Source organism: Catenulispora sp. MAP12-49 (genome assembly GCF_041262705.1).
Lineage (GTDB): Bacteria > Actinomycetota > Actinomycetes > Streptomycetales > Catenulisporaceae > Catenulispora.
Genome location: NZ_JBGCCP010000029.1, coordinates 71,356 through 96,174 on the forward strand (window position 1 = coordinate 71,356; position 24,819 = coordinate 96,174).

Here is a 24,819-nt window from a genome sequence, read left to right on the forward strand (position 1 = left end):
GCCGTGACAGCCCCTGAATGACATCCCGGGAACGGAAGGAAATTAGGGGTCGAAGGCCGCTTTGTCCGAATCCGGGGTAGCTAGGGGTCGGCCCGGATTCGGCAGCACGGCTGCCGCCAAACCGGTTCACTCCGGCTTCGATCCCGGGGTGAGGCGATCGAGTCGGTCCGCGATGTGCCGGACCACCTCGGGGGCGTGGTCGGCCAGGTAGAAGTGGCCACCGGGAAAGATCCGCAGATCGAAGTCACGGTTCGCCGCGGCGGTCCTGGCGTCCGGGATATTGCACGGCGAGCACTTCGACCTTCGGCGCCAGGGCCTGCGACACCGCGCGGAAGAAGGACGCTGATCCGCCCGCGTGCGGAAGGCACAGTAGGCGGACGGGAGCGTCCGGCGACGGGTGGTACCTGCGGATCCACAGGTCACGGTCAGTGGCTACAGACATGGTGTGCACTCGGTCTCCAGGTCGGGTCGTCGCCACAGCGCGCGCAGCCACGGGTCTGCCGACACCACCGTGTCCATCGGACGGTCGCCGTCCTGACCACAGGCGACGATGATCTCCCGCATCCGCCGCAGCAGGCCGTCCGCATAGTGCGCGGGGACGAACGACGTGTCGTATTGGGCGACCAGCCGCAGCGCGGTTCCCTCCTGCCGGGCTATCACGTTCAGCTCCACCGGCTGCTGGTAGTCCAGTCCCTCGTAGCCGTCCTGGAACTGTTCTCGGCGCTGGATCGTGCAGTCTGCCAGCTTCAGGCCGGTCACCGGCGCGATCGCCTCGAAGGTCACCCACTGGTTCTGAGACATCAGGGTCAGCAGGTCCGGTACCGCCTCGCAGAGCGTGGATGTATCGGCATTGGCATGCCGGTAAGTCGCGTTCAGCTCGTCGGCCGCGCACCGCAAGCTGTCCACGAAGGACATCCCGGCGCTAACCCGTTGCCGTAGCAGCACCACGTCGACGAACAGTCCGACCGTCCGTTCTTGCTCCGGAGTGCGCCGCGCCGCGTTGACGGTGTGCAGAAGCACCTCGGGATCACCGGTGTCGGCTGCTATGAGCGCGTGCATCATCGCGTAGAGCGCGGCTTGCAGTGTCGCCCGGTTCGCCCTTACCAAGCTCAGGAACTCCGCTGCGGGCACGACGAGGTTGCTCGCTCTGGTGCCCCGGTCCGCCACCTCGTCCGGGATCAGTCTGGTGCGCTGGTCCGCCGTGGCGTTCTGTATCCGTTGTCTGGGGATGAGCTCGATGGGCTTCGCGCCTCTGCACTTCTCGGCCCAGTAGGCCAGATCGGCCAAAGTAGGCGCCGGGACGGGCTGCCCGATCGCGGCGCGATAGTCGGGCACCGCCTCCAGTCCGGAGTCGCGGCCGAGCCGGAAGCCCTCGTAGAGCTGGGTCAGCTCACGCTCGATCAGTGCGATCGACAAGTCGTCGGAGATCATGTGATGCGCTCGCAGCGACAACGTGTGTTCGAGGTCGGAGGCGCTGATCAGGTCGGCCGCGAACACCCGCCCGGACGCCGGTTCGAGCGGCTCGGTACGCAGCAGATCCACCGGCTCCGTCCCGGGCCCCGCCGTCCGCAGCAGCCCCGTCTTCGCCGGCCGGATTACCTGGTAGCCCTCGCCTGGCCGCATATGCAGCGATGACCGCAGCGCCGCGTGCCGACCGACTAGTTCGTCCACCGCGTCGCCGAGCGCGGCGACGTCGAGCGGTCCGCTGATCCGATAGGTGACCGACAGGGTGAAATCCGGGCCGGCGACGATGTTCCAGCCCGCCGCCTGGTCCTCTTCCCAGGTCGCGTACTGCAACGCGCTGAACGGGAGCCGGTCGCCGACGTCCGGCTCGGGCGGGTCGGCAACCTGGTGGCTCCGGGGCGGTGCGGTGACCAGCCAGGCCGCCAGGCGTCCCACCGTCGGGTGGTCGAAGACGACCCTGATCGGCGCGTCCACAGCGAACTCGTCGCCGAGGCGGTGCGCGGCGCGGGCAGCCAACAGCGAGTCGCCGCCCAGCTCGATGAAGTCGTCGTGCAGACCGGCCCGGTCCACGCCGAGCAGTTCGGCGAAGATCGCGGCGACCCGCAGCTCGTCCGGCCGCGTCGCCGGAACGTAGGCAGTGCTCAGCTCCGGTCGCCGGACCGGCGGCTCGGGCAGCGCCGTCCGGTCGATCTTGCCGTTGCTGTTCAGCGGCATCCGGGGCAGCACGACGTAGGTCGACGGACGCTCGTACTCGGGCAACGACTTCTCCGCGTGGCGCCGCACCTCGGCCCGCAGCGTCTCAGCCGCCGACGCGCCTTCGGACGCCGACGTGACATAAGCCACCAGACTCTCCGAATCACGCTTCACGACGACCGCTTCGCGGACTCCGGACGCACCGCGCAACACCGCGGCGACACCGTCGAGCTCGATCCGGTAGCCGCGCACCTTGACCTGGTCGTCGATGCGGCCCCGGACTTCAAGCAGGCCGTCCGCGCGCCACCGTCCCACGTCTCCGGTGCGGTAGACCCGGCGCGCGGGGTCCGCCGGATGCGGCACGAACTTGGCCCGGGTCAACTCCGGCTGCCCGAGATAGCCTTCCGCGAGGTTGGCCCCGCCGACGCACAGCTCACCGAACTCGCCCGGCGGCAGCACCCGCTGGTCGGCGTCCAACACCAGGACTTCCGTGTTCAGCACCGGAGTGCCGATGACCACATCCTCACCGGGACGCAGGGTGGCGCCGGCACACCACACCGCCGCCTCGGTCGGACCGTACTCGTTGACCAGCTCGACATCGGGCATCCGCCGGTAGTGCTCCTCGACCAACTCGGCGGGAACGCTCTCACCGCCCAACACGACCATCCGCAGCGTCGGCGCCGGCTTGTCCACCGAGCATAGAACGGCTTGATACAGCGACGGCGTGATCTCCGTGTGCGTGGTGCCGCCGGTGGACAGTGCCTCCACGAGGTCGCCGAGGAGTCCGGCCGGGTCGGCCGCGAGCATCCTCAGCGTGCCGCCCGTGGCGAAAGTCCACCAGACGACTGCGACGCATAGGTCGAAGGTCATCGCGTGGGCGTACACGAACTCGCCGATCGAGCTGCCGTAACGAAGCAGGCGGGCCTGGGTGGAGTTGGCGATGGCGCCGTGCGACACCGCCACCGGCTTCGGCCGTCCCGTGCTGCCCGACGTGTGGATCACGTACGCCAGCGCACCCGCGGCCGGCTCGGGCCACCCCGGCCACCCCGCGTCCGGCGACGCCCGGCCGATCGCCGCGTCGCCGAACAGAACCTGACGGACGTCCCCGATAACGGTACGTTCCCGCTCCACAACAAGGAGCCGGGCACCGACGCCGGCCAGCATCTGCCGGACCAGCGCGTCGGGATGACCCGGATCGACGGGCACATGCACCGCGCCGGCGGTGAACACCGCGACCTGCGTCACCACCGCCGCGACACCGCGCGGCAGGCAACTGGCCACCAGCGCGCCAGGCCGGACACCGAGGCTCCGCAAATGCGAGGCGAGAAGGTGCACCTCGTCGAGGAGCTCCTCGTAGGTCAGCTCTCTACTCGCGTCTTTGACAGCGACGACCTTGGGGCGCTGCGCAGCACTACGGCGCAACATGGCGAGCACCGACGGAGCCTCGGCAGTAGGGATCACGTCGCCAGTGTGCTCACCCAGCCGCTGCCTTGCGAGACCCGGAATCCGTCCAGAACCATTCCTCACAACACACATGCGCCGTGCCATGAACTCGCACACGTTTGCCAGCCGGACGTGGCTTTGCCAGGTATCAGTTTCCGCAGACGCTCTTCACTGCCGCCGAATCCGACGTGACCTTCGCCGAGATGGTGGTGACGTCCGCTGCCGCCGCCTTGTCGCCGGCGTCAGCCTTTCCGATGGCCGAGACGAGTGACGTGTAGTCGGCGGCGAACGCGGTCATGGCCGTCTTGGCGCTCGGATCGGTTGCCGCGGCGGCCTCCTGGGTGAGGCTCTGGGCCAGCGCCTGCCCGTTCTTGAGGGTCGTGGCCTGGTCCGTGGCGCCGTTGTTGCCGCTGACCGCGGCCGCGATCAGCGTGGCGAAGTCATTGCAGGACGTGGTCTTGGCCGACACCGCCGGCGTCGATGAGCACGCCGACACACCGATTGCCCCGGACGCGAGCACGAGAACGAACGCCGCAGCGCGGGCGGTCTTGGTTCGGTGGGCCACTGGTCTACTCCCGTTGCTGATCCGGTGATCATCACCGGCCCCTTCACAGTAGACGGCAGCACCGAAACATCAGCTCCCATCGGCTCAGCGTCGGGCAGCGCTCACGAAATCCAAACGCCGGCCGCGGGCTGGCCCATGACGTTCACACAACCGTTCCTCGGCGCGGTCACGGACGGCGCGGCAGGCGCGGCATCACCAGGTCGCCAGGCCACCTCATGTCTCCAAGCCTGCCCGCTCGGAGACGGACCGCGACCGCGGCGCCCGGGGCGGCCCGGTGACCAGCAGGACCGGCTCGCGCCCTGGCCGGGGCAAGTACTTCACCGGCAGGTACCAACCGACGGCGCTGCTGTATCTGGGCCCCATGACCGTCGCCGTCAGCGCGTCCGCGTCGAGCCTGGAGATCCTTATGGTGAGCTTGACGACCGGATTCCCACGCCAGTCTGTCCGGTACCTCGCGGCATCCATCTCGGTGACCAAAGCCTCGGTCTCGGTTCCACCGCGCTTGAGCCGACGTCCGCGAACTGTCCCGGCGATGCCGACGGTGACCGCACGAATCGCGACGAATATCAAACCGACAAGAAGCTGCACCGCCAGATCCCTTCAAGCGTCCCGCTTGGTCTCAAGAACACCCGGTGGGAACGTTGGCGTTGATGGCACTCTCGCCAGAGCACGATCGACGAGACGGGTTCGCCCGACCACAAGCCAGCAACTCTCTCCGCACTGCGCAGCAGATACGAAGCCGTGGCCTCCGATATGAGTAAACAGCACCGAATCCGGGGCCTCGCATTGGGGCTCTAGAACGTTTGGGACCAGTCGCCCATCGGTGACCCATCTCGTGCTCCCCGCGCACGCGGGCTGATCCCTGCCCCCTGCTACAGCGGCCTGAGCAACCTTCTCTAGCGACTCGCACTTGCCAAACTCGCACTTCAGCGACTCGCACATTGCCAGCCGGGGCCGCACTGTTGGATATCGCGGCCCCGGCCGGCAGTCACCGGCGAGTCGATACCGCCCGCGCGGCGTTCTCCTGAGCTTCAAGGAGCTCGGCGCCGTGCTCGACCGTCCAGCGGCCCAACGCCTCCATCGGGTCGTCGACCAGGCTCCGCCCCAACGCGGTCAGGCCGTACTCGACGCGCGGCGGAGCCTCGGGGTGCGCATGGCCGTCGATCAGGCCGTTAGCGAGCAGACGGTGCAGCGCTTCGGTCAGCACCTTGTCACTGAGACCGCCGATCACCGTGCGCAGTTCGCGGCGCCGACGCGACCCCGGCCGGAGCGCCACCAACACGACCGGGTCCCAGGTATGCGCGAACAGCTCGGTCCCCGCGCGCAGTTGGCAGTCCACGACCAGCTCGCCCCTGTGGTCTTCGTGGTAACTCATGGCGGCTGCCATTATCGCGCGCCCGATACCTACCGATCGGTGCGCGCCGTCTTCCCTACCGTGGCTCGCGAACGATCAGCGTCAGTCCAGTACGCGAGAAGGGACCAGACATGAGAATCGGCATCCTGGGGACGGGAACACTGGCGGCGACGTTGGGCCAGGCCTGGTCACGCGCCGGTCACCAGGTGGTCGTCGGCGGACGATCTCTGGCCAAGGCGCAGGCCCTGGCCGATCGGCTGGGCCACGGGGTCCGGGCCGCCGCCCCGCGCGAAGCCGTCGCCGGACGCGACGCGGTGTTGCTCGCCGTGGCATGGGCCGGCGTGGAGGACGTGCTGCGCGAATCAGGGGCATGCGACGGCGCGCTGGAGGCGACGCCGTTGATCGATCCGACGAACGCCGTCGAGCACGGCGTAGGCGTGTTACTCACTGACGCGGGTGATTCGGCGGCGAAGCGGATCGGCCGGCTGGCGCCGGGAGCACACGTCGTCAAGGCGTTCCATCTCTTTCCCGCCGAACAGTGGTCCACGCCTGCCGCCGGCGGTGCCGCCTCCCCCAGTGCCGACTCCCCCGGCGCCGACTCCCCCGTCACGGTGGCCGTCTGTGGCGACGACCCGGCGGCCGTGCAGCTCGTCGGCCGGCTCGTGCGCGACGTGGGCGCGGTCCCGGCCGTGTTCGGGACGCTGGACCGGGTCCGGCAGCTGGAGGAGGTCGCGGGTTTCGTCATCGGGCTGGCGTTCGCCGGCACCGATCCGAACTCCGCCATCCCGCGCGTCGGCGGCGCGCGGTGACGCCACGATTGCCGGTGCCACGATTGCCTGTGCCGCGGCGCTGAGCCCGCGGAACTCGAAGAATTCGCATATCTCTCGCCTGCCTCCCCGAGCGCGCGGTACCTCCGATTCGGCAGAATCCCGGTATGGCGATCTTGCGCTCCTCCGCGCCGGGCCCGGAAGCCGCGATGACCTCGGCCGACGACCGGAGCACCCCGCGGCGGCGGTTCCTGCGCACCGAGACCGGTAGCGCCGCGCTGCTGCTGGCCGCCGCTGTCGTGGCGCTGACCTGGGCGAACATCGCCCCGGCCGGGTACGACAGCGTGTGGGCGACCCGGGTGGCGGTCACGGTCGGGCGCCACGGGGTGGACCAGGACCTGCGCGGCTGGGTCAACTCCGGACTGATGACGTTCTTCTTCCTGGTCGTGGGACTGGAGGCGCGCCGGGAGTTCGACATGGGCGAGCTGCGCCGCCGCAGCCAGCTCGCACTGCCGCTGGCCGCCGGGATCGGCGGGGCCGTGGTGCCGGTCGCCATCTACCTGGCCGTCAACGCCGGGCACCCGTCTGGGCACGGCTGGGGCGCGGCGATGAGCACCGACACCGCGTTCGCGCTGGGCGCGCTGGCGCTGGTCGGGCGGGGTCTGCCGCTGCGGGTGCGCACCTATCTGCTGACCGTGTCGGTCGTCGACGACATAGTCGGCATCCTGGTGATCGCCTTCGTCTACAACAGCCAGGTCGAGCTGGTGGCGCTGCTGGTCGGGCTGGTGCTGCTCGGCCTGGTCCTGGTGCTGCGGCAGCGGGGCGTGCGCTACGGGCCGCCGTACTTCGTGATCGGGCTCGCGGCCTGGGTCGCGTTCTTCAAGTCCGGCGTGGACCCGGTGGCCGTCGGGCTGGTGATGGGGTTGCTGACGTTCGCCCATCCCGCCGCCCGCGATGATCTACAGCAGGCCAGCGAGCGGTTCCGGAGCTTCCGCGAGCAGCCGACCGCCGAGCTGGCGCAGAGCGCGCGGCTGGGGGTGTCGGCCGCGATCTCTCCGAACGAGCGGCTGCAGAGCTGGTACCACCCCTGGACCAGCTACGCGATCGTGCCGCTGTTCGCGCTGGCCAACACCGGTATCCCCATCGACGCGCGCTTCCTGGCCGACGCCTACACCTCTCCGATCACCCTGGGCATCCTGATCGCCTACGTGGTCGGCAAGCCGGCCGGCACACTGGGCGCCGCGTGGCTGCTCACCCGGGCCAGCCGCAGCCGGGTCCGGCTGCCGGTCGGCTGGGCCGGGGCCGCCGGGGCCGGGGCGGCCGCCGGCATCGGGTTCACCGTGTCGCTGCTGATCGCCACCCTGGCCTTCCACGGCGTGCAGCTGGAGCAGGCCAAGCTCGGCGTGCTCACCGCGGCGCTGGCGTCCTCGGCGCTGGCCTGGGCGGTCTTCCGGATCACGGCGCTTCTGCCCAAGCCAGCGCGCCAGCGCGCACTGCTGGGCACCACCGAGTCGATCATCGACCTGGCGGTCCCGGTCGACGCACACCGCGACCACGTACGCGGCCCGGCCCAGGCGCCGGTCACGATCGTCGAATACGGGGACTTCGAGTGCCCCTACTGCGGCCAGGCCGAGCCAGTGGTGCGGGCCCTCCTGGCAGAGTTCGGCGACGTGCGCTACGTCTGGCGCCACCTCCCGCTCGACGACGTCCACCCGCGCGCCCGCCTGGCCGCCGAGGCCGCCGAGGCCGCGGCCCGCCAGGACGCCTTCTGGCCGATGCACGACCTGATGATGGCTCACCAGGACGCCCTGACCCCGGCCGACCTGCGACGCTACGCGACCGAACTGGCCCTGGACGTGGCACGCTTCACCGAGGACCTGCACAGCCACGTCCACGCCACCCGCGTCGCCGAGGACGTCGACTCCGCCGACCTGAGCGGCGTGTCCGGCACGCCGTCGTTCTTCATCAACGGCAGGCGCCACCACGGCGCATACGACATCGAGACACTCAAGACCGCAGTCAGGGCCGCCTATGCCAGGGCGCGGATCGTGGGGGCGTCGAGCCGAGGGAAGGCAGGCGAGGACAGAGGACGGCTGTGAAATTTCGGCGCGCCCACTCGATGTGTCGTGGATGCCCGTGTCGGGCGGGTTGCGGTTGGTGCGTGGTCAGGTAGTGCGACGTCTCCCGACGGTGTAGTCGGCATATCTGTTTCCAGAAGATGGTGGTAGCACGCGCACCGCTGTCGGCGCGCGGCACATACGCGGCACAGCCCATCCGCACGCCACCCGCGGAAATACTTAGCCGCAGCTCAAAGGCGGCATTCTACCGGCGTACATAAGGGACTCATAATCCCTTGGTCGTAGGTCGAGTGCGACCGGCGAGCACTGCCTGCCGCTCCGCCTCCGCAGCGCGGAGAGCACGCGGAACCGATTGAGCGCCCCGTGATTGGGGCCGCGCTACCTCCGCAGCGCGGAGAACACACGATCTCCTCGCGCGCCCCTTCCTGATTGGTCGCTCCACCTCCGCGTAGGCGGAGATGGTGCGATCGCGCGGGTGTAGCCGCCAGCTTGAGGTTCTCTCCGCACACGCCGGGCCCCGCAAGCCCGCGCACACCTTCCATGGCCAGCCCGCCTCGCCGCGCGGTTAGCCTCGGCCTTCAGCAGGCCAGGATCATGGCGGTCCTGCCCGAAGCCAAGGTGCCCGTGCGCCGCGGCGAACTGGTCTGCAGCACGCCCCTCCAACCGTCCCCGGCATGTCGGCGGTACACAGTTACGAGTCGTGTACCGCCACCGGTGCCGACCGTGTGTCACGGTCACGGACCCACCGCTGGAGCTCCATCCCGCTGGCAAGTGGCTGCCGCACGTCTACCGCGACGGCAACCTGTGCCTGTACCTGCCCGGTCAATGGCACGAAGAGATGCTACTCGCCGACACGATCCTGCCCTGGGCCTCCGAATGGCTCCTGCACTACGAACTCTGGCTGGTCACAGGCCACTGGTCCGGCAGCGGACATGACTGCCCAGTCACGCCGTAGGCTGCCGACCCGCGGCGCCTCCGGGAGAGAGGCAGCAGTAGCGACCGTCAGAACTTCGCGACCGGCACCATCCCAGCCATGACCTGTTGTGCAGGCAGCGAACATAGCGACCTCGTCCCACCAGGAAGGGTCCTCGTGTCCTTGTAGCGGTCGAAGTCCAGTCGGCGCCGAAGGGGCCGTTTTCACCGATGGGGCCGCCGCGCGACTCACCGCCAGCATCTCACCATCGCAGGCGGGCTGGTGTCCCATCGCGAAAACGGTCAGTCTAAGCGCAGCTACGACAACAACCACTCTGAGCTGGGATGACATCCGCTTCACGGGTCACGTAAACTCACTACGAAAGCCAACTCCGCACCCAGAACACGAAGTCGTCCCACACCGAGCCGAGCACGGTCAGGTAGCCCTTCCCGGCCGGGGAGACCAGCAGCGTGGCGATGATGGTGGTGAGCGCGGCCAGGACCAGGGCGGCCAGCGAGGCGTTGGAGATGCGGCTGCGGTACAGCCGGGACACGCCCTTGGCGTCCACCAGTTTGCCGCCCACCCGCAAGCGGGTCAGGAAGGTGGAGGCCATGCCTCCGCGCCCCTTCTCCAGGAACTCCACCAGGTTGCTGTGGCCGCCGACGGCGACGATCAGGGTCGCGCCCTTGTCGTCGGCCAGGAGCATCGCCACGTCCTCGCTCGTGCCGGCCGCCGGGAACACCGTGCAGGGCAGGCCCAGGGAGGTGACGCGGTCCAGGCCCGGGGCGGTTCCGTCGGGGTAGGCGTGCACGACCAGCTCCGCGCCGCAGGCCAGGGCCTCGTCGGAGACCGAGTCCATGTCGCCGACGATCATGTCCGGGCGGTGGCCGCACTCCAGCAGCGCGTCCGCCCCGCCGTCCACCCCTATGCAGACCGGCCGGTACTCGCGGATGTAGGGGCGCAGCACCGCCAGGTCGTCCTTGTGGTGCGTGCCGCGGACCACCATCAGCACGTGGCGGCCGTCGAGCTCGGTGGTGATGTCCGGGACGCCGACGCCGTCGAACAGCAGGTCCCGCTCGGCCCGCAGGTACTCCATGGTGTTCGCGGTGAACGCCTCGATCTGCTCGGACACCGTCGAGCGGGCCTCGGCCAGCGCCTCGACGACCTCCTCCAGCTCCACCGCCTTGCCGACCGCGACCGGCGTGCTGCCGCGCAGGACCACGTTGCCGTCCAGGCGCACCATGTCGCCCTCGGCGATCCGCTCCAGCACCGCCGGGCCCACCTCGTCGACCACCGGGATGCCGGCGGACAGCAGGATCTCCAGGCCCATGGCCGGATAGCGGCCGGACAGCGACTTGGCCGCGTTCACCACCGCCGCGGGCTTGCAGGCCAGCAGCGCCTCGGCGGCCGGGCCGTCGAGGTCGACGTGGTCGATCAGGGCGATCTCGCCGGCCCGCAGCCGCTTGGTCAGGTCCTTGGTGCGCCGGTCGACCCGGGCAACGCCGGACAGGCCCGGCAAGTCTGGCTGGCGGGCCTGGGCTCGGCGTCGGGGACGGTGCGGAGAGTGCGTCATCACTGGCGCTCATCGTCGCACGTCCGGCCCGGCCGGCGTTAAGGGATTGGCGGGTGCGCGGCACGGGGCGGGTGGGGGATGTCCGGGAATGGGCCGGACACGCAGTGTTCGGCGCCGACCGCGCGCTGAAGTCTCGTTCCGTACCAGCTCAGACCCTGCGCCCCGTTGTACCTCCCGTTCTACCTCCCGTTCCACCTCCGGAGCCTCCACCCGGCGCCACCACCGGATCTCCACCCCGTTCTCCACCCGCGCTCCGATCTGGAAAAGGCACCGGATCCATAGCGTCGTGGCCATGAACATCCTGCAGATCGTCCTCATCATCGCGGTCGCCGCGCTGGTCATCGGCAAGCGCCTGACCGGGCGCCCGGTCGACACCCGCCGCTCGGTCGTCATGCCGGGCGTCCTGGCCGTCTACGGCTGGGTCATCCTGCAGAAGAGCGGCACGCTCACGCACACCGACCAGGTCTGGCTCGCGGTGCAGGGCGCGGTGTCGATCGCGATCGGACTGGTCCGCGGCTCCTCGATCCGGCTGTACGAGCGCGACGGGGTCGTCTGGGCCCGGTACCGCCCGGTGACGCTGCTGCTGTGGGCCGGCTCCATCGCGGCCCGCTTCGGGCTGGAGGCCGTCGCGGTCGGGGCCGGAGCCGGGAAGGCCGCGATGACGTCCTCGACGATGCTCATGTTCGGCCTGTCGCTGGCCGCCGAGTCGCTGATCGTGCTGCCGCGGGCTCACGCCAGCGGGATCCCGGTCATGGCACGCTCATGAGTGTGAGCTCTGGTCCGAGCCTCCGGGACCAGCCGGCAGCGCACGGCGGCCACCGGCTCCGGGACGAGCGGGCGCGGGCGCTCGCCGCCCGCGCCCGAGCCCGCGCGGCGACCTGGACCGGGGCCATGGCCCGGCTGAGCGTGGCCGACGTGCTTTCCGCGCCGCCGGCCGGGCACACTGGCCTCATCATGAGCGGCACCGCGGACGACTTCCCCGACCTGCGCCGGTGGACCGAACGCTGGCCCGCCGCCGCCGTGCTGCTGCGGCTGCTGGCGGTCGGGGCGCTGTCGTTCACCATCGTGCACACCGGGCACCCGGCCGCGTGGGCCCTCGGCGGTGTCGCCGCGGTGGCGGGGGTCATGTGGGCGGTCTCGGCGGTGCGCCGCACGCCGGGGCTGGTGTTCGCCATCGGGGTGTTCGCCGTCTGCGGTGCGGTGCTGGCCGGCACGGGGCTGGCCGAGCCGTCGGGGCTGACGTACGTCTTCATGAGCCTGCTGTACCTGCAGGCCGTGGTCGAACCGCGGGTGACCGCGTTGTACGTCGGGGCCGCGGTCATCGTGGCCGGGGCGATCAGCGCGGTCGCCGCGCACAACGGCAGCCAGTTCCCGTGGATCATCGCGGTCTCGGTCGGCGGCTACGTGTTCGGCGACGCCCGCCGCTCCCGCCGCCTGGCCGTGGAACGCGCCCAGGACCTGCTGGTGATGACCCGCCGTGCCAACACCGAGCAGGCCCACGCCGCCGCGCTGGCCGAGCGCGGCCGGATCGCCCGCGACGTCCACGACGTGCTGGCGCACTCGCTGTCGGGCCTGGCGATCCAGCTGGAGGCCGCCGACGCGCTGCTGACCGACCACACGGACGTGGAGCGCGCCCACACCATGGTGATCCGCGCCCGCCGCCTCGCCCGCGAGGGCCTGTCGGAGGTCCGTCGCGCGGTGGCTGCGCTGCGCGAGGACGTGAAGCCGCCGCAGGAGTCGTTGGCCCTGCTGGCCGCGGACTACACCGAGGACACCGGCTGGCCGGCGACGTTCGAGGTCGCCGGCGGCCCGGTGCCGCAGCTGTCCGTGGAGACGGCGCAGACCCTGCAACGCGCCGCCCAGGAAGCGCTGACCAACGCGCGCAAGCACGCGCCGGGGGCGGCGGTGGCGCTGCGGCTGGCGGTGGGCACGGACGACATGGTCGACACGGTCACGCTCACGATCGAGAACGCGCCGTCGACGACCGGCTCGGCACCGCTGGCGTCCTCCGGCGGCGGCTGGGGGCTGGTCGGACTGCGGGAGCGGGTGGATCTGGTCGGCGGGTCGGTGGAGGCCGGGGCGACGGCGGAGGGCGGGTTCCGGGTCACGGTGGTGGTGCCGGTCGCGGAAGATGCGCAGGCAGCGGCACTCGGGGACTGAGCGGCTCCCGGGGGACTGAGCGGCACTCGGGGATTGAGCGGCTCCCGGGATTGAGCGGTTCTCGCCCTCAGTCCATCCCGTGCCGCAGCGCGTACCGCACAGCCTGAGCCCGATCGCGCACCCCGATCTTCGCGAACAAGTTATTGATATGCGTCTTCACCGTCGCCGCGGAGACGAACAGCTCCTCGGCGATCTCGGTGTTCGACTTCCCCCGCGCGATCAGCGTCAGCACCTCGGCCTCGCGCGGCGTCAGCTCGACCGAGGCCGGCACCTCGACCGCGGCGGCCAGCAGTATCGCCGTGACCCCGTCGTCCAGCACCGACTGGCCGGAGGCGGCGGCCTCGATGGCCCGGGCGATCTCGGCCCGGCCGGACTCCTTGGTCAGGTACCCGGTGGCGCCGGCACGCAGGGCTTTGAGGATCGAGGCGTCGTCGGCGTGCGTGGTGAGCACCACGACGCGCACGTCCGGGGCGCTCTCGGCGATCCGCCGGGTGGCCTCGACGCCGTCCACGCCGGGCATGCGCAGGTCCATCAGCACGACGTCCGGCCGCAGGCTCTGGGCCGCCGCCACCGCCGCCGCCCCGTCCGCGGCCTCCCCGACGACCTCGACACCGGGGGTCACGGACAGCAGCGCGACGAGCCCGTCGCGCACCGCCGCCTGGTCGTCGGCTACCACAACACGGATCACTGGCACGGCAGTATTCTCACATCCTGGGGGGAAGCCGTTCACCGACCGGTATCGGGGGCCGCATGTCGATCACCATCGCCGACGTCGCGAAACACGCCGGGGTCAGCAAGACCACGGTGTCGCGAGTCCTCAACGCCAAGAGCGGGATCGGCAGCCAGACCACCGAACGAGTACGGGCGGCGATCGAAGAGCTGGGATTCGTACCCAGCTCGGCAGCCGTCGGCCTGGCTCGCGGCCGCACCGGAACGGTCGGGGTGCTGGTGCCCTTCGGCAGTCCCGGCGCGCCGGCTCCGCTGCTGACGTCGCAATGGATGGCCGGGATCCTGCAGGCGGTCTCCGACACGCTGGCGGCGGCCGGATTCGGGATGCGGCTGTTCACGTGCGACGACAGTGAGCATTCCCTGGAGCGGTTCGCAGCGCGGATCTCCGCGCGGGAGGTCGACGGCCTGCTGGCGATCGAACCGGTGGGGATGGTCGATCACCTCGTCGGCGTCGACCAGCGCGGGCTGCCGGTCGTCCTGGTCGACGACCGCGATCCCCGGATCCCGCTCCCGACGGTGTCCACGACCAACAGCCGGGGCGGAAGCTCCGCGGCGCGCCATCTGATGGACCTGGGCCGCCACCGGCCTCTGGTGATCACCGGACGGCGCGAATACGGGTGCACCCGGCAGCGGCTCGCGGGGTTCACCCAGGTCTACGCCGACGCCGGTCTGCCCGTCGCGCCGGAGTACGTCATCGAAGGCGACTTCACGGTCGCCGGCGGCGTACGAGCCGTCCGGCACGCGATGCAGGACGGGATGGAGTTCGACGCCGTCTTCGCGCACAACGACCTGTCGGCGATCGGCGCGCTGCGGGCCATCCGGCAGGCACCGCTGCGCGGTCTGTCCGACGGCGACCTCGCACTGGTCGGGTTCGACGACATCCCGCTGGCCTCGCAGGCGGGCTATCCGCTGACCACCGTGCGCCAGCCGCTGCCGGAGATGGGCGAGGCCGCGGCGCGGTTGCTGGTGGCCCGCCTCAGTGAGACACCGGCCCCAGAGCCGGAGCCCACGGTCATCCCGACGGACTTGGTGGTCCGCAGGACCGAGGTGGCGGGCTAGCGCGGGAGACCCCAGGACTCCGACTGCCCGGCCCCGGACTCCGGACCCAGTCCCCGCCGCCCCCTAAACCTGCTGCCGATCCGCCGCGGCCGCCTGCAGCAGCTCGTCCGCGTGCGCCTGCCCCAGCTCCGACTCCTCCAGCCCGGCGAGCATCCGTGCCAGCTCCCGGCGCCGCGCCGCGTCGTCGAGCACGACCACGCCCGAGCGCGTCACCAGACCGTCGTCGGCCTTCTTCACCACCAGCTGCCGGTCGGCGAAGGCCGCCACCTGCGGCAGGTGCGTCACCACCACGACCTGCGCCGAGCGCGCCAGGCGGGCCAGGCGCCGCCCCACCTCCACCGCGGCCTTGCCGCCGACGCCGGCGTCCACCTCGTCGAAGACGAAGGTCGGGACCGGGTCGGAGCCGGCGAAGACCACCTCGACCGCGAGCATCACCCGGGACAGCTCGCCGCCGGAGGCGCCCTTGGCGATCGGCAGGAACGGCGCGCCGGGGTGCGGGGCCAGGCGGATCTCGACGTCGTCGATGCCGGTCGGGCCGAAGGCCACCGTGCGGTCCTCCACCTGAAGGCCGTCGGCGGCGTTCTTCTGCGCGACCGGGACCTCGACGCGGGCGTGCGGCATGGCCAGCTCGGCCAGCTCGGTGGTCACCGCCGCCGCGAACTTGTCCGCGGCCTGGGAGCGCGCCGCCGACACCCGGGCGGCGTGGCCGGCCAGCTCGGCGCGGGCCGCGGTGCGCTCCTCGGTCAGGGCGGCGATGCGGTCGTCGTCGCCTTCGAGCTCGGCCAGGCGCAGGGCGCCGTCGGAGGCCCAGGCGATGACGTCGGAGAGCTTGGGCCCGTACTTGCGCATCAGGCTGTTGAGGTCGCTGATGCGCTGCTGGACGTCGGCCAGCCGGCGCGGGTCGGCCTCGATGGAGTCGGCGTAGGCGGCCAGCTCGGTGGAGACGTCGGCCAGCAGGAACGAGGCCTCGTCCAGGCGCTGGGCCAGCTCGGCCAGGGCCGGGTCGTGCCCGCGCGCGGCCTCCAGGGCCCGGGTCGCCTCGGACACCAGCGACAGGGCGTTGATCGACGCCGGGTCGTCCGGGCTGCCGGCCAGCGCCATGTGCGCGCCACCGGAGGCGGTGCGCAGGGTGTCGGCGTGGCCCAGGCGCTCGGCCTCGGCGCCCAGCTCGGCGTCCTCGTCCTCGGCCGGCTCCAGGCGCTCGACCTCGGCCAGGCCGAAGCGCAGCAGGTCCGCCTCCTGGGCGCGCTCGCGGGCGCGGGTGGTCAGCTCCTCGAGCGTGGTCTCGATCTTCTTCAGGCGGTCGAAGCAGGCCTTGTACTCGGCCAGGGGTTCGGCCACGGCCGGGCCCGCGTAGCGGTCCAGCGCCTGGCGCTGGCGGGCCGGCTGCAACAGCGACTGCTGCGCGGACTGGCCGTGCATGGCCACCAGGTCGTCGGCCAGGCCGCCCAGGACGCCGATGGGGACGGCGGCGCCGCCCAGGCTCGCGCGCGAGCGCCCCTCCAGCGATACCGACCGGGAGATGATGAGCTCTGCCGTGTCCTTGCCGACGGGCTCGAGCTCGGCGCCGGCCTCGGCGGCGGCCAGACCCGCGGGCCCCTTGGGGTCCACGACCAGGCGGCCCTCGACCGAGGCCCGCTCGGCGCCGGGACGGACCAGCGCGGAGTCCGAGCGGCCGCCGAACAGCAGCCCCAGACCCGTGACCACCATCGTCTTGCCGGCGCCGGTCTCGCCGGTGACGGCCGTGAATCCGGGCGACAGCTCCAACACCGCGTCCTCGATGACGCCGAGGCCGCGAATCCTCATCTGCTCCAGCACAGGTACGACACTAGGTCTTCCCGGCCCGGAAGCGGTACCTGCGCGCCGGATTCGTCCGTTTAGGGGGCGAAGTTCACGGCGAAGTTCACGGCCCTGACACGATGTCAGGGGCCGCCTCGGGCCGCCTGGAGACTGCGGGGAGACCGATGGAGGCCGCGGGGAGACCGCGCTACTTCTCCACCCGCCAGCCGTCCACCGGCAGCGCGAACTTGGCCACCAGCCGGTCGCTGAACGGCGCCCGGTGCAACCGCGCGAACCGCACCGGCACGGCCCCGCGCCGCACCTCCACGCGCGCCCCGGCCGCCAGGTCCAGCACCCGGCGTCCGTCGCACCACATCACAGCGCCCTTGCTCCCCGCCTCGTCGCCGTTGGGCTGGAGCTCCAGCGCCAGCAGCGAGTGCGGGGAGACCACCAGCGGCCGGGCGAACAGCGCGTGCGCGCTGATCGGGACCAGCAGCAGCGCGTCCAGGTCCGGCCAGACGATCGGGCCGCCGGCGGAGAAGTTGTAGGCCGTGGAGCCGGTCGGGGTGGCGAAGATGACGCCGTCGCAGCCCCACTTGGACAGCGGCCGGCCGTCGATGGAGACCAGCACCTCCAGCATGCGCTCGCGCGAGGCCTTCTCCACGCTGGCCTCGTTCAGCGCCCAGGACCGGTCCACGACCTGGCCGTCCTGGCTCACCTCGACGTCGAGCGTCATCCGCTCCTCGACCGTGTAGTCGCGGGCGACGATGCGGTCCACGACGAAGGCCAGGTCCTCGTACTCGGCCTCGGCCAGGAACCCGACCCGGCCCAGGTTCACGCCCAGCAGCGGCACCCCGGCCGAGCGCGCCACCTCCGCGCCGCGCAGCATCGTCCCGTCGCCGCCGAGCACCACCACCAGCTCGATGTCCTCCAGCGCCTCGGCGCCGAGCGCGCAGACCGGGGCGTCGGTCTCCAGCTCCCCCGCCTCGCCCGCCAGCACCCGCACGCCGACCCCGCTGGCCCACAGCCGCGCCACCGTGTCCCGCGCGGCGTCCAAGGCCACCTGCCGGCCGGTGTGGACGACCAACAGCACGTTGCGCTCGCCGTGTCCCATCAGCTCAGTCCCCAGACCCCTCGTCGCTACCGTTACCGCCGTTACCGCCGTTGCCGCCGCTGCGGCCGCCGCCGTCGCTGTGGTCGCCGCCGTCGCCGCAGTCGCCACCGTTGCCGTTGTCGCTGCCCCCGATGTCGAAGCCGAACCGCCCGTCCCCGGCCGGCCCCTCCTTGATGGCCCGCGCCAGGTCCTCCTCCCGCAGCGGCGGCGCGTCGGCCCGCAGCCACAGGAAGTACTCCACGTTGCCGGCCGGCCCCGGCAGCGGGCTGGCGGCCACGCCGCGCACCCCGAGCCCGGCCAACGCCGCCGCGGCGGCCACGTCCCGCACCGCCTCGGCGTGCAGGGCCACGTCGCGCACCACGCCTCCGGATCCCAGCCGCTCCCGGCCGACCTCGAACTGCGGCTTGACCATCAGCGTCAGGTCCGCCTCCGGAGTCGCGCAGGCGGCCAGCGCCGGCAGCACCAGCCGCAAGGAGATGAACGAAAGATCGCCCACCACGAGTTCCACCGGCCCGCCGATCATCTCCGGCGCCAGGTCCCGGACGTTGGTGCGGTCCAGCACGGTGACCCGCTCGTCGGTGCGCAGCGACCAGGCCAGCTGGCCGTAGCCGACGTCGACGGCGACCACGTGCGCGGCGCCGTTGCGCAGCAGCACGTCGGTGAACCCGCCGGTGGAGGCCCCGGCGTCCAGGGCCCGGCGGCCGGCGAAGCTCAGGCCCTGGCCGGCGAAGGCGGCCAGCGCGCCGGCGAGCTTGTGCCCGCCGCGCGAGACGTACTCCGGGCCCTGATCCGCCTCGGCGACCACGATCGCCGCGGAGGTCTGGACCTGGGTGGCCGGCTTGGCCGCGGCCTGCCCGCCGACGCTGACCCGGCCGGCCTCGATGAGCTCGCGGGCCTGCTCGCGCGAGCGGGCGAGGTTGCGGCGGACCAGCTCGGCGTCCAGGCGGCGCCGGGCGGTCACCGCGGGCCCTGGGCGCCCGCGGGCTGCTCGGACAGGATCGCGCGCAGCTCGGTGTGGACGGCGTCGTACACGTCGGCGTGGCCCGGCAGCGGGGTGTCGGGCAGCCCGGCGAGCCGGTCCAGCGCGTCGTCCACGCGGCGGTCGCCGGAGTGCTCGTAATCCACTGGGAAGTCGGCGGTGTCCGCGGTCTCATGGAAGGCGGCCGCCGGCCCGCCGGCGGACAGATCGTCCTGCGCGACGCCCGCGTCGAACTCGCCGGAGTCGTTGTGGTCCATGCTCGCGCCGCTCGCCTTCGGTTGCCGGTTGTTCACCACGAACGCTATCGCGTCGGACCGGCTCGGCGCCGGTCCCGCCGCCCGCGCCCCGGCCGACGAACTACGACAAGCTGTAGCAGAACGGAAAGGTCGCCGGAAAGCCACCGCGGATTCACAATTGCCATCCGCGATATAGCGCAACTACCCGCCGTCATTCCTTCAGGAACCGATGAAAACCTGGTCAGAGCGTCTCCTGAATGGCATCCACCGTTAACTCGCTACTCTTTCGAGTGACATTCACGTGGTGCCCACATCCGCTAACATCTGCGGCTGTCGAGGTGATTCCCACGCCTCATCCGCGTGGGGAGCCTGAGGTCTGCCGCGTCGCCGGCGCCGATTCGTGAGGGGGTCGCCGGCATGGCGATGATGGCGGGCGACGGCCCGTGGATGGACCGCTTGACCACGGCCTACAAGCAGCCGTGGAGCCGCCGCAAGGCCGCCGCCTGGTGGATCGCCGCGGCCACGCTGGTCTTCGGCGTCGGGCTGATAGCCGGCAAGGGCGGGAACCCGCTGATCGACCTGAAGGTCTACCGGGACGGCGGGATCTCCTTCATGAAGGACCTGCCGCTGTACACGGCCCGCTTCCCGCACCCGCTGAAAGGCCCCGACCTGCCCTTCACCTACCCGCCGTTCGCGGCCGTGGTCTTCAGCGTGCTGGGCTTCGTCGGGTACTACCTGGCCGCGGTCCTGATGGTGGCGATCGGGTTCACCGCCCTGACCTGGACCCTGTACCTGGTGCTGCGCAGCCGCGCCGGAGGCCGGTTCCTGCCCGAACCCACGCCCCGGGTGCTGGTCACCCTCACGCTGGCCAGCCTGGTGCTGGAGCCGATCAGCAGCACCTTCCTGCACGGCCAGATCAACCTGCTGCTGATGGGCCTGGTCGCCACCGACGCCCTGGGCCCCAAGACCCGGCTGCCGCGCGGCGTGCTGGCCGGCATCGCCGCGGCGATCAAGCTGACCCCGGCGGTGTTCCTGCTCTACTTCGTGGCGCGCCGGCAGTGGAAGACCGCCTCCAACATGGCCGCCGCCTTCGTCGGCGCGACCTCGCTGAGCTTCATCCTGGCGCCCCGCGACAGCAAGGCGTACTGGACCGAGACGGTCTTCGACCCCACGCGCATCGGCGACCTCGGATACGCCGCCAACCAGTCCCTGCGCGGCGGACTGCACCGGCTCGGCGGCCTGCCGGGCATGGCCATGTCGATGAAGACCGAGGAGCACCTCTGGTTCGGGCTGTCGATGATCGTCATCGCCCTGACCTACCTCGGCGCGCGCCGCGCGATCCGGCGCGGGGACACGGTCTGCGCGCTGGCCGTGACGGCCGCCTGCCAGCTGCTCATCTCCCCGGTCTCCTGGTCGCACCACTGGGTGTGGATCGCGCCGATGCTGCTGCCCCTGGCGATCCAGATCGTGCGCGGCCGCGAGCGGCTGAAGATCGCGGGCCTGGTCCTGCTCACCGCGGTGTTCCTCATCGGCCCGCTACTGCTCTTCCCGGTGGACCACGGCCTGGAGATGCACTGGGGCTGGTGGGAGAACCTCATCGGCGACGCCTACATGCTCATCACGCTGTCGTTCGTGGTCTGGGCCGCGGTGGCGCGCCGGAGCGAGAAGGCAGCCGCCGACGCGCCGCTGCCGGCGCCGCGCGTGACGACCGCGAGCACCGCGCTCACACCGGCCGAGGTGCGTTAGGGTCACGCGCGTGGCCACCATCGAGGAATGCCGGGAAGCGCTGAAGGAGTTCGCCGGGAAGCTCGGCGACATGGACGAGTCGAGCAAGAAGCTCGTACGGACCGTGAGCCTGAAGGTCCCGGACCTGAACGTGACCTTCCACGGCACACTGCGCGAGGGCTCGCTGGAGGACGTCACCACCGAGCCCCGCGACCGGGCGCAGATCCGGCTCACGATCACCAGCGACGACCTGATCGCGCTGGTGGCCGGGGACCTGAACTTCGCCTCGGCGTGGGCTCGGGGCCGGGTGAAGCTGGAGGCCTCGATCTCGGACCTGCTGCGACTGCGCAAGCTGCTGTGAGGCCGGCGCCGGAGGCGGCGTCGGCCTCCTCGGCCCCTTCGACCCCCTCAACAAACCGGCAGAGCTGCCTGTAAGTTGGTGCGCGTGACATCCCCCGCGCGCCGCACCCAGGAGGAGCGCTCCGCCGCCACCCGCCGCCTGCTGCTCGACGCGACCGTCGAGTGCCTGGTGAAGCACGGTTACGCCGGTACCACCACCACGCGGGTCTCCGAGCTGGCCGGGGTCTCCCGGGGCGCGCAGGTGCACCACTTCGCGACCAAGGACGAGCTGGTGGTGGCCGCCGTGCGGCACCTGGCTGAGCAGCAGGCGCAAGTGGTACTTACGAGGCCGGATCTGCTTGCCGGCTCGGCCGACCCGGTCGGGGACGCGCTGGAGCTGCTGTGGAAGGCGCATCAGGGCCCGACCTTCGACGCCGCGATCGAGCTGTGGGTGGCCGCGCGGACCGATCCGGACCTGCGGGAGGCGACGGCCGCGTTCGAGCGGACGCTCACCGCGCGGCTCATGGAGGTCTCCGAGATCCTGTTCGGGGCGCGGGTGACCGGGCTGCCGGACTTCCAGCTGCGGCTGCTCACCGCGCTGGAGGCGATCCGGGGGCTGCGGATGGTGTCGTTCCTGCACCCGTATCCCTCGGCCCGGCTCGACGAGCGGTGGCAGAGGTCGAAGGCGCTGCTGCGGCCGTTGTTCGAGCAGGCGGATCGACGCTCAACCTGATACACCGTCAGATATGCCGTTGGACCTCCGGGAGGGCGCATGGCCGGGCCGCTGCAGGGACTGAAGGTCGTGGAGATCGCGGGCATCGGGCCCGGACCGTTCGCCGCGATGCTGCTCGCCGACCTCGGCGCCGAGGTGGTCCGGGTCGACCGGCCCGGCGGCGGCGGGCTGTCGCTGGGCGACAAGGACGTGCTCAACCGGGGCCGGCGCTCGGTGGCCGTGGACCTGAAGCACCCCGGCGGCGCCGAGGTGGTGCTGCGGCTGGCCGAGCAGGCGGACGTGCTGATCGAGGGCTACCGGCCGGGGGTGGCCGAGCGCCTGGGCATCGGCCCGCAGGCCTGCCTGGCCCGCAACCCGAAGCTGGTCTACGGCCGGATGACCGGCTGGGGCCAGGACGGCCCGCTGGCCCCGACCGCCGGCCACGACATCGGCTACATCGCCGTCACCGGCGCCCTGCACGCCATCGGCCGCGCCGACGGCCCCCCGCAGGTCCCGCTGAACCTGGTCGGCGACTTCGGCGGCGGCTCGATGTACCTCGTGGTGGGCATCCTGGCGGCGGTGTGGGAGGCGGCCCGCTCCGGGCGCGGACAGGTCGTGGACGCCGCGATCGTCGACGGCACCGCGCACTTGGCGGCGATCCTGCACGGCTTCGTCAGCCTGGGCCTGTGGCGCGACAAGCGCGGCACCAACCTGCTGGACACCGGCGCGCCGTACTACGACGTCTACGAGACCTCCGACGGGGAGTACATGGCGGTCGGCGCGATCGAACCCCAGTTCTTCGCCGAGCTGGTGAGCCTGCTCGGCATCGCCGGCCGCGCACCGGAGCAGAACGACCGCGAACGCTGGCCGGAACTGCGGACCCTGATCGCCCAGACCTTCCGCACCCGAACCCGCGAGGAGTGGACGGACGTGTTCGCCGGCAGCGACGCCTGCGTGGCCCCGGTCCTGGCCGCGAAGGAGGCGGCGAAGCACCCGCACCTGGCCGCCCGCGGCACGCTGGTGGAGCGCGACGGGCTCACACAGCCGGCCCCGGCGCCCCGCTTCTCGCGGACCTCGGCCGAGCTGGGCCTGCCGCCGTGCGGCCCCGGGGCGCACACGCGGGAGGCGCTGGCGGCGTGGGGGTTCGAGGACGTGGAGGCCTTGGTGGAGGCCGGAGCGGTAGTGCAGGGCTGAGGGTTCAGCCGAGGGTGACCTTGACGACCTGGGTCGAGGGGAAGGCGACCGTGCCGTGCTCGTTCTTGGCGAACACCCAGCCCTCGGCGAAGGCCACGGAGTTGGTCGGGTAGTCGCCCTCATCCACGAGCACGATGCGGATCGCCGGACGCCATTCGAGATCCTTCATGCCGCCAGCCTGGGCACAGACCGCCGGGGGTGCGACGTGGCAGGTCCAGGCAGGGGATGCCGGCGACCTGCGCCTGCCCTGCTGGCCGGTCGGCCTCGCGCACCAGGCCATAGGCCGACCCGACCCGCGAGCCTTCGCGCGCGGCAACCCCGGCGATCCCTGCCGCCGGCCAGCCCCCACTGCCCTACTGCCCCTACTGCAACTGCGCCAGCGCCTCCTCGGCGTCGACCTTCCCGCCGTAGTCCCACACCGCCGCGCACATCGCCCGCAGCCCGTCGATCCGGTCGCCGTGGCCGTGCAGCACCACCTGCTCGGACACCACCGCGGCGCTCCAGCGCGCCGAGACGAAGTTCACGCCCTCGCGGGTCGGCGCGACGTGCGAGTTCAGCAGGCCGCGCAGGTCCTCGGCCAGGTAGCTCGGGCGGCGCTCCGGCGGGGCCGCGAGCAGGTCGCGGGCCGTGGTCACGCCGGTGAAGACCAGCAGGCTGTCGGTGTTGCCGCGGACCGCGCCCTCGATGTCGGTGTCCAGGCGGTCGCCCACGATCAGCGGCCGGGTGGCGCCCGAGCGCAGGATCGACTCGCGGTGCAGCGGCAGCTCCGGCTTGCCCGCGACCTGCGGGATCACGCCGGAGGCGGCGCCGACCGCGGCGACCAGCGTGCCGTTGCCGGGGGCGATGCCGCGGGAGGTGGGGACCGTGGTGTCGGTGTTGGTGGCGATCCAGGGCACGCCGCGGCGCACCGCGTAGGTGGCCTCGGCCAGGTCCTTCCAGCCCAGGTCCGGGGAGTAGCCCTGGACCACGATGTCGGGCATGTCGTCGGCGGAGGCCACCGGCTTCAGGCCCAGCTCGCGCACCGCCGCCATCAGCCCGTCGCCGCCGATCACCAGGACCCGGCCGCCCTCGCCGACGCAGGCCGTCGCCATCCGGGCCGCGGCCTGCGCCGAGGTCACCACCTCGCTGGCGGTGGCCGGGACGCCGAGCTCGTTGAGGTGCTCGGCGACGGCCTCCGGCGTGCGGGAGGCGTTGTTGGTCACGTAGGCGCGGCGCATGCCGCGGTCGTGCGCGGCCCGCAGCGCCTCGGCGGCGTGCGGCACCGCGTCCGCGCCGCGGTACACCACGCCGTCCAGGTCCAGCAGGGCCGTGTCGTACGCCTCGGCGAGCGGCTTCTGCGACGTCAGGAAGGGCACGAGCCCGGCGCTGCCGGCGCCCTCGGTGGTCTCAGCGGTCACACCACTATCTGATCACATCCCGGTGCTCAGGTGTCGGCCAGCCCCTTCTTGCCGGTCTGTTCCCGCAAAGTGGACCTGGCAGCGCGCAGGGCGTTGGCATAGTGGCGGATTTCCGGCCGCATCGCGGCCGCGGCCGACAGGTGCTCGACGGCGACATCCATCTGGCCGAGTTTGGCCGCGGCCAGGCCCCAGCCGAACTGCGCGTAGTCGTCGTCCGGGCTCACATGCGCCAGCTGCGCGAAGCTCTCCACGGCCTGCTCGTACAGGCCGCCGTCGAAGTGGGCGCGGGCCAGTGCCTCCAGCACCGGCGCGGAGTCGGGGGTCTTCAGCGCGACCTTGGTGAGCAGCTGCGCCGCGGCGGCCGGATCGCCGGCCTCCAGCAGCTGCACGCCTTGCCGGTACCAGTCAGCGGCCTCTCCGGTGGGCTCGCCGACACCGTCCTCGGCGTCGTACTCACCGTATCGCTCAGACATAAGATCCTCCGTCGTCCTCGGCTCCCGCTACCGGCTCCCCATCCGTGACACCTTGTTGCCGTCTTTCCTTTCC

At 71.7% G+C, this 24,819-nt stretch carries 22 protein-coding genes and 2 pseudogenes; 10 read left to right on the top strand and 14 right to left on the bottom strand.

Going from position 1 to position 24,819, the window contains the following annotated elements; all coding sequences use genetic code 11:
* Positions 1-247 precede the first annotated feature (247 nt).
* From ABIA35_RS36885 to ABIA35_RS36905, 5 genes and pseudogenes are all read right to left on the bottom strand, one after another.
* Positions 248-442: pseudogene (locus tag ABIA35_RS36885) on the bottom strand (thioesterase II family protein); the annotation flags it as partial.
* A complete protein-coding gene (locus ABIA35_RS36890; protein ID WP_370361014.1) occupies positions 433-3,618 on the bottom strand; it encodes an amino acid adenylation domain-containing protein in 3,186 nt (1,061 codons plus the stop codon). The gene ABIA35_RS36890 and the pseudogene ABIA35_RS36885, both read right to left, overlap by 10 nt.
* A 130-nt stretch (positions 3,619-3,748) precedes the next feature.
* Entirely contained in the window at positions 3,749-4,165 is a 417-nt protein-coding gene (locus ABIA35_RS36895) for a hypothetical protein (protein WP_370361015.1), read from the bottom strand.
* A gap of 213 nt (positions 4,166-4,378) precedes the next feature.
* The gene (locus tag ABIA35_RS36900) at positions 4,379-4,753 is read right to left on the bottom strand and encodes a hypothetical protein (RefSeq protein WP_370361016.1); all 375 of its coding nucleotides are present in this window, start codon (positions 4,751-4,753) and stop codon (positions 4,379-4,381) included.
* A 400-nt stretch (positions 4,754-5,153) separates the two neighbouring features.
* Positions 5,154-5,540 carry a winged helix-turn-helix transcriptional regulator gene (locus ABIA35_RS36905; RefSeq protein ID WP_370361017.1) on the bottom strand — a complete coding sequence of 129 codons (387 nt, stop codon included), beginning with the start codon at positions 5,538-5,540 and terminating at the stop codon, positions 5,154-5,156.
* A gap of 110 nt (positions 5,541-5,650) precedes the next feature.
* Here ABIA35_RS36905 and ABIA35_RS36910 point away from each other — a divergent pair, with 110 nt between their 5' ends.
* The 3 genes from ABIA35_RS36910 to ABIA35_RS36920 all read left to right on the top strand — a co-directional run bounded on the left by ABIA35_RS36910 (position 5,651) and on the right by ABIA35_RS36920 (position 9,319).
* Positions 5,651-6,328 carry an NADPH-dependent F420 reductase gene (locus ABIA35_RS36910; protein WP_370361018.1) on the top strand — a complete coding sequence of 226 codons (678 nt, stop codon included), beginning with the start codon at positions 5,651-5,653 and terminating at the stop codon, positions 6,326-6,328.
* 125 nt (positions 6,329-6,453) lie between these two features.
* Complete coding sequence (nhaA, locus tag ABIA35_RS36915; RefSeq protein ID WP_370361019.1) at positions 6,454-8,385, top strand: Na+/H+ antiporter NhaA; 1,932 nt, start codon at positions 6,454-6,456, stop codon at positions 8,383-8,385.
* A 679-nt stretch (positions 8,386-9,064) separates the two neighbouring features.
* A complete protein-coding gene (locus ABIA35_RS36920) occupies positions 9,065-9,319 on the top strand; it encodes a hypothetical protein (protein WP_370344838.1) in 255 nt (84 codons plus the stop codon).
* Positions 9,320-9,653: 334 nt separating this feature from the next.
* Here the strand turns inward: ABIA35_RS36920 and steA are convergent, their stop codons facing one another.
* Positions 9,654-10,850: a putative cytokinetic ring protein SteA gene (gene steA, locus ABIA35_RS36925; RefSeq protein ID WP_370344839.1), complete on the bottom strand. Its 1,197-nt coding sequence runs from the start codon at positions 10,848-10,850 to the stop codon at positions 9,654-9,656.
* 292 nt (positions 10,851-11,142) lie between these two features.
* Between steA and ABIA35_RS36930 the strand changes: the two genes are divergently transcribed.
* Both ABIA35_RS36930 and ABIA35_RS36935 read left to right on the top strand, forming a co-directional pair.
* Positions 11,143-11,616, top strand: a complete 474-nt coding sequence (locus ABIA35_RS36930) for a hypothetical protein (protein ID WP_370344840.1) — start codon at positions 11,143-11,145, stop codon at positions 11,614-11,616.
* Between the two features lie 2 nt (positions 11,617-11,618).
* Positions 11,619-13,010 (top strand): sensor histidine kinase, encoded by a 1,392-nt coding sequence (locus ABIA35_RS36935; RefSeq protein ID WP_370361020.1) that lies wholly within the window; start codon positions 11,619-11,621, stop codon positions 13,008-13,010.
* Positions 13,011-13,077: 67 nt separating this feature from the next.
* Here the strand turns inward: ABIA35_RS36935 and ABIA35_RS36940 are convergent, their stop codons facing one another.
* Positions 13,078-13,704, bottom strand: coding sequence for a response regulator (locus ABIA35_RS36940; RefSeq protein ID WP_370344842.1), 627 nt, complete (start codon positions 13,702-13,704; stop codon positions 13,078-13,080).
* 56 nt (positions 13,705-13,760) lie between these two features.
* Here ABIA35_RS36940 and ABIA35_RS36945 point away from each other — a divergent pair, with 56 nt between their 5' ends.
* Positions 13,761-14,798 carry a LacI family DNA-binding transcriptional regulator gene (locus ABIA35_RS36945; protein ID WP_370344843.1) on the top strand — a complete coding sequence of 346 codons (1,038 nt, stop codon included), beginning with the start codon at positions 13,761-13,763 and terminating at the stop codon, positions 14,796-14,798.
* Between the two features lie 63 nt (positions 14,799-14,861).
* Here ABIA35_RS36945 and recN read toward each other — a convergent pair whose 3' ends face one another.
* The 4 genes and pseudogenes from recN to ABIA35_RS36965 form a co-directional block, all read right to left on the bottom strand.
* A complete protein-coding gene (gene recN, locus ABIA35_RS36950) occupies positions 14,862-16,604 on the bottom strand; it encodes a DNA repair protein RecN (RefSeq protein WP_370344874.1) in 1,743 nt (580 codons plus the stop codon).
* A 181-nt stretch (positions 16,605-16,785) separates the two neighbouring features.
* Positions 16,786-17,691 (bottom strand): NAD kinase, encoded by a 906-nt coding sequence (locus ABIA35_RS36955; protein ID WP_370344844.1) that lies wholly within the window; start codon positions 17,689-17,691, stop codon positions 16,786-16,788.
* 160 nt (positions 17,692-17,851) lie between these two features.
* Positions 17,852-18,652, bottom strand: a pseudogene (locus ABIA35_RS36960) (TlyA family RNA methyltransferase); the annotation flags it as partial.
* Positions 18,649-18,963, bottom strand: a complete 315-nt coding sequence (locus ABIA35_RS36965; RefSeq protein WP_370344845.1) for a hypothetical protein — start codon at positions 18,961-18,963, stop codon at positions 18,649-18,651. The gene ABIA35_RS36965 and the pseudogene ABIA35_RS36960, both read right to left, overlap by 4 nt.
* 360 nt (positions 18,964-19,323) lie before the next feature.
* Between ABIA35_RS36965 and ABIA35_RS36970 the strand changes: the two genes are divergently transcribed.
* From ABIA35_RS36970 to ABIA35_RS36985, 4 genes are all read left to right on the top strand, one after another.
* Positions 19,324-20,652 carry a glycosyltransferase 87 family protein gene (locus tag ABIA35_RS36970; protein WP_370344846.1) on the top strand — a complete coding sequence of 443 codons (1,329 nt, stop codon included), beginning with the start codon at positions 19,324-19,326 and terminating at the stop codon, positions 20,650-20,652.
* 10 nt (positions 20,653-20,662) lie between these two features.
* Complete coding sequence (locus ABIA35_RS36975; RefSeq protein ID WP_370344847.1) at positions 20,663-20,992, top strand: alkyl sulfatase C-terminal domain-containing protein; 330 nt, start codon at positions 20,663-20,665, stop codon at positions 20,990-20,992.
* Between the two features lie 84 nt (positions 20,993-21,076).
* On the top strand, positions 21,077-21,703 hold the full coding sequence (locus ABIA35_RS36980; protein ID WP_370344848.1) for a TetR/AcrR family transcriptional regulator: 627 nt from the start codon (positions 21,077-21,079) through the stop codon (positions 21,701-21,703).
* 39 nt (positions 21,704-21,742) lie between these two features.
* Positions 21,743-22,876 carry a CaiB/BaiF CoA transferase family protein gene (locus ABIA35_RS36985; RefSeq protein ID WP_370344849.1) on the top strand — a complete coding sequence of 378 codons (1,134 nt, stop codon included), beginning with the start codon at positions 21,743-21,745 and terminating at the stop codon, positions 22,874-22,876.
* Between the two features lie 4 nt (positions 22,877-22,880).
* On the opposite strand, the gene ABIA35_RS36990 is transcribed toward ABIA35_RS36985, so the two are convergent.
* The 3 genes from ABIA35_RS36990 to ABIA35_RS37000 all read right to left on the bottom strand — a co-directional run bounded on the left by ABIA35_RS36990 (position 22,881) and on the right by ABIA35_RS37000 (position 24,746).
* Positions 22,881-23,045 carry a hypothetical protein gene (locus ABIA35_RS36990; protein ID WP_370344850.1) on the bottom strand — a complete coding sequence of 55 codons (165 nt, stop codon included), beginning with the start codon at positions 23,043-23,045 and terminating at the stop codon, positions 22,881-22,883.
* Positions 23,046-23,238: 193 nt separating this feature from the next.
* Positions 23,239-24,273, bottom strand: coding sequence for an HAD-IIA family hydrolase (locus tag ABIA35_RS36995; protein WP_370344851.1), 1,035 nt, complete (start codon positions 24,271-24,273; stop codon positions 23,239-23,241).
* Positions 24,274-24,299: 26 nt separating this feature from the next.
* Positions 24,300-24,746, bottom strand: coding sequence for a tetratricopeptide repeat protein (locus ABIA35_RS37000; protein WP_370344852.1), 447 nt, complete (start codon positions 24,744-24,746; stop codon positions 24,300-24,302).
* Between the last annotated feature and the right edge of the window lie 73 nt (positions 24,747-24,819).

Bases quoted from the DNA above. Each gene is read 5' to 3' on its own strand.
- ABIA35_RS36905 (WP_370361017.1), bottom strand. From the start codon at position 5,540: ATGAGTTACCACGAAGACCACAGGGGCGAGCTGGTCGTGGACTGCCAA.
- ABIA35_RS36910 (WP_370361018.1), top strand. From the start codon at position 5,651: ATGAGAATCGGCATCCTGGGGACGGGAACACTGGCGGCGACGTTGGGC.
- nhaA (WP_370361019.1), top strand. From the start codon at position 6,454: ATGGCGATCTTGCGCTCCTCCGCGCCGGGCCCGGAAGCCGCGATGACC.
- steA (WP_370344839.1), bottom strand. From the start codon at position 10,850: ATGACGCACTCTCCGCACCGTCCCCGACGCCGAGCCCAGGCCCGCCAG.
- ABIA35_RS36930 (WP_370344840.1), top strand. From the start codon at position 11,143: ATGAACATCCTGCAGATCGTCCTCATCATCGCGGTCGCCGCGCTGGTC.
- ABIA35_RS36945 (WP_370344843.1), top strand. From the start codon at position 13,761: ATGTCGATCACCATCGCCGACGTCGCGAAACACGCCGGGGTCAGCAAG.
- recN (WP_370344874.1), bottom strand. From the start codon at position 16,604: ATGAGGATTCGCGGCCTCGGCGTCATCGAGGACGCGGTGTTGGAGCTG.
- ABIA35_RS36955 (WP_370344844.1), bottom strand. From the start codon at position 17,691: ATGGGACACGGCGAGCGCAACGTGCTGTTGGTCGTCCACACCGGCCGG.
- ABIA35_RS36970 (WP_370344846.1), top strand. From the start codon at position 19,324: ATGGCGATGATGGCGGGCGACGGCCCGTGGATGGACCGCTTGACCACG.
- ABIA35_RS36985 (WP_370344849.1), top strand. From the start codon at position 21,743: ATGGCCGGGCCGCTGCAGGGACTGAAGGTCGTGGAGATCGCGGGCATC.
- ABIA35_RS36990 (WP_370344850.1), bottom strand. From the start codon at position 23,045: ATGAAGGATCTCGAATGGCGTCCGGCGATCCGCATCGTGCTCGTGGAT.
- ABIA35_RS37000 (WP_370344852.1), bottom strand. From the start codon at position 24,746: ATGTCTGAGCGATACGGTGAGTACGACGCCGAGGACGGTGTCGGCGAG.